This is a genomic window from Actinomycetota bacterium, assembly GCA_036280995.1.
In the GTDB taxonomy this organism is placed as follows: Bacteria; Actinomycetota; CALGFH01; order CALGFH01; family CALGFH01; genus CALGFH01.
This window is the reverse complement of the sequence record DASUPQ010000035.1, coordinates 1-2787: the sequence shown is the minus strand read 5'-3', so window position 1 is coordinate 2787 and position 2787 is coordinate 1. Positions and strand designations below refer to the sequence as shown.

Annotated in this window: 5 protein-coding genes; 1 reads left to right on the top strand and 4 read right to left on the bottom strand. The window is 70.7% G+C overall.

The genetic code is table 11. The annotated features are described in order from the left end of the window. Together VF468_00895 and VF468_00890 are read right to left on the bottom strand one after the other, a co-directional pair. Positions 1 to 571, bottom strand: a 571-nt coding sequence (locus VF468_00895; GenBank protein ID HEX5876881.1) for an anti-sigma factor, incomplete at its 3' end; no start/stop codon positions are given. Beyond that, a complete protein-coding gene (locus tag VF468_00890; protein HEX5876880.1) occupies positions 564 to 1070 on the bottom strand; it encodes a sigma-70 family RNA polymerase sigma factor in 507 nt (168 codons plus the stop codon). The genes VF468_00890 and VF468_00895, both read right to left, overlap by 8 nt. 481 nt (positions 1071 to 1551) lie before the next feature. On the opposite strand from VF468_00890, the gene VF468_00885 reads away from it, so the two are divergent. Further along, complete coding sequence (locus tag VF468_00885) at positions 1552 to 2115, top strand: hypothetical protein (protein HEX5876879.1); 564 nt, start codon at positions 1552 to 1554, stop codon at positions 2113 to 2115. Between the two features lie 6 nt (positions 2116 to 2121). Here the strand turns inward: VF468_00885 and VF468_00880 are convergent, their stop codons facing one another. Both VF468_00880 and VF468_00875 read right to left on the bottom strand, forming a co-directional pair. Continuing rightward, positions 2122 to 2418 (bottom strand): hypothetical protein, encoded by a 297-nt coding sequence (locus tag VF468_00880; protein ID HEX5876878.1) that lies wholly within the window; start codon positions 2416 to 2418, stop codon positions 2122 to 2124. 60 nt (positions 2419 to 2478) lie between these two features. Then, the coding region (locus VF468_00875) for a hypothetical protein (GenBank protein HEX5876877.1) at positions 2479 to 2787 on the bottom strand (309 nt) is incomplete at its 5' end.

The window sequence follows — 2787 nt, the reverse complement described above, 5'->3', positions numbered from 1 at the left end:
CGCCGACGGTGAAGGTCCCCGCCGATACGCGGTTGGGCCGTTCCAAGCTGTCCCCCGGCCCCACATACCAGCACTCATAGACGCTGCCCGGCGGGTTGGGGGCCAGCCCGCTGACCTCCATGGTGATGGCCAGGCCGTCGCCCACCTGGCGGACCTTGGCGGTCGCCCGTGCCGGACCACCGTCCGGCGCAGCCAGGGCGAACTCAATGACGCGGCCACGATCGGCGAAGGGTCCGACTTGACTCAGCGTGTAGCCACCAACGAAGGCGACGACCAGCACCAGGCACGCCGCCACGGCGGTCAGGGCCAGGCGCAAGCGCCGCCGACGCCGCTGCTGCGCGGCCGCCCGCTCCACCGCCGCGAAGGTACGCTCCCGCAACGAAGGTGGCACCTCGACCGGGGGCGCCGCCTGCTCCAGCAGCTCGGGAAGTCCCCGCAACTCGGCCACCTCGGCCTGGCAGCGCTCGCAGCCGGCCAGGTGCTCCTCGAAGTCGGCCCGTTCGGCGGGCTCCAGCGCACCCAACACATAACCGCCCAGGTCCGGGTGGGGGTGAGGGGCAAGCTCAGGCATGGATGCCACGCTCCTGGAGGGCCAACTTGAACGCGCGGAGGGCGTAATAGGCTCGGGTTTTCACGGTGCCAAGTGGCAGGCCGAGCAGCTCGGCGATCTCGCTCTGTTTGCGGTCTTCCAGGAGGTACAACTCAAGAACCTGCCGATGCTGCGGGCTCAGTGTCTGCAAGGCGTCGCGGATTGTCAGCCCCTGGTTGAGGTTCTCAACCGGGTCGCGGCTTGCCGGCTGGTCCTGGGGTTCCGGCTCAAACGGCCGCGAGGATGGGCGGCGCCACAGGTCGACCGCAAGGCGACGGGCGATCGCGAACAGGAAGCTGCCAACCGAGCCCCTGGCCGGGTCGAAGCGGCGCGCCTGCTGCCACAGGCGCACAAAGGTCTCCTGGACCAGCTCCTCGGCCAAGCCCTGGTCGCCGAGCAGCCGCAATCCCAGCCCGTACAGCCGGGCCTCATACCGGCGATACAGCTCCTCCAGGGGCCGGCCCCGGTCGCCGGCGGCCACCCTGGCCAGCAGGGCCGCCTCGTCCTCGACCAGCGCCGCGGTCGCAGCAGGCCGAGCGCTCGCGGCGGGTCTCAGCATGAGGCGGGCGACCCTCCGCGCCGCGCCACCCGCTGACGACCAGACCCACTCCAGTGAGCCGGCGCCGGCGCGTGCGCGCCCAGACCAGCTGATGCATCCATCCATTGCAGTCTCGCCGTGTGCTGGGGGGCGGCGTCGGCTCCACGGCGGCACCGACGCCTCCCGGGTATACGGACCGCAGCGCGACCAAGGTTCAACGCCGATTCGCTCAGGCTCGTTCTGGGCTGAGAAGCGCTCCAACGCTCAGAAGCCGGCATCCGGCAGTCCTTCTCATCTCGTCCCAACCAGCTAGACCCCTCCCAGACCGGTCATTATGATGCACCGTTGAGGCGGCGGCGGAGCTGGCACGACGGACGCCGGCAGCCGTCCACATCCTGGCCATGGACGTTGAGGAGTTGGCGCGATGACCGCCACCGGCCCGGACCGGCCTGATCTTCGCCTCCGCCAGCTCAGCCCGCCACCTCCGCCGCGACGACGGCCCCAGCTGGTGGTCGTGGTCTTGCTGGCCACCCTGCTGGTGGCCGTCGCCGGCGCCGTGTTGTTGGGCTATGAGTACGGCAGCAGCCGCAACGGCAACCACCGCGCGGCTCCCTCCCCCTCGCCGTCGACGGCCACTGGCCAGTTCAGCGCCACCCCCGCGTCGGCCACCACGACGATGCCGCCTCCCCGACCACGGGTCCTGACGCTGATCACCAAGGACCTTGCCTACCTTGCGCCTGGGCAGGCTGGCACCCAGCCCAGCTTCGTCGTCCGCCCTGGTGAGCGCCTCCGGATGCGGGTTGACAACAAGGACGCCTACCAGCACAGCTTCACGTTCGCCCCATCAAAGGTCGACCTGGACGCCGGGGAACACACGGTCTCGGTCACCGGGCCGTTCCGGGCGCCCACCAACCCGGGCACCTACAGCTTCTACTGCAAGTACCGCTACACCGGCATGGACGGCCGCATCATCGTCGGTAGGAGCTGACCCGGCCTACCTGGCGCCGAGCGAGGCGGCCTGGAACCAGCCGGCGACCTCGCCGCCGACCAGGACGCCCAGCAGCGCACCGACGACCAACCAGGGGCCGAACGGCAGCCGCGACTTGCGCGACAGACCCAGCGCAACCATGCCCGCCAGCCCGGCCAGGCCGCCGAGCAGGAAGCCGGCCACCACCCCCACCGCCACCGTCCCCCACGACAGCCAGCCGAGCGCCAGGCCCAAGGCCGGTGCCAGCTTGACATCTTCTCTGAACTTGACCAACGGGTGCTCGGCGAGCACTTCGACGGTCACCCAGTCGGGACGACCAGATGTTGGCCGACGTGCTTCGACGCCTCGTGTGAGGAAACCAGGTCAGGGCTCCTCGAGCCAGAGGAGTTCGCGGAAGGAGGGGCGGTCCAGCGCCCAGCCCGTGGGCGGGGCTGGGCGGCCCTCGTTGATGGGGACCAACGCCACCCGGTAGTCGCCGAGCGTGGGGCGGCCGATGGCCAGCCAGTGGGCGTGGTGACGGTCCAGGTCGTCGGCCAGGGTCTCGTCCCGCCACCAGCGGATGCCGCTCGGGTCGGCGGTTGCCCAGCCGTTGCGCCCGTCGCTCAAGGCGACCCCACCAGGCCCCCAGCACGCCCGGCGGTCGACCAGGCTGAGATAGAACAGGAAGTCCTG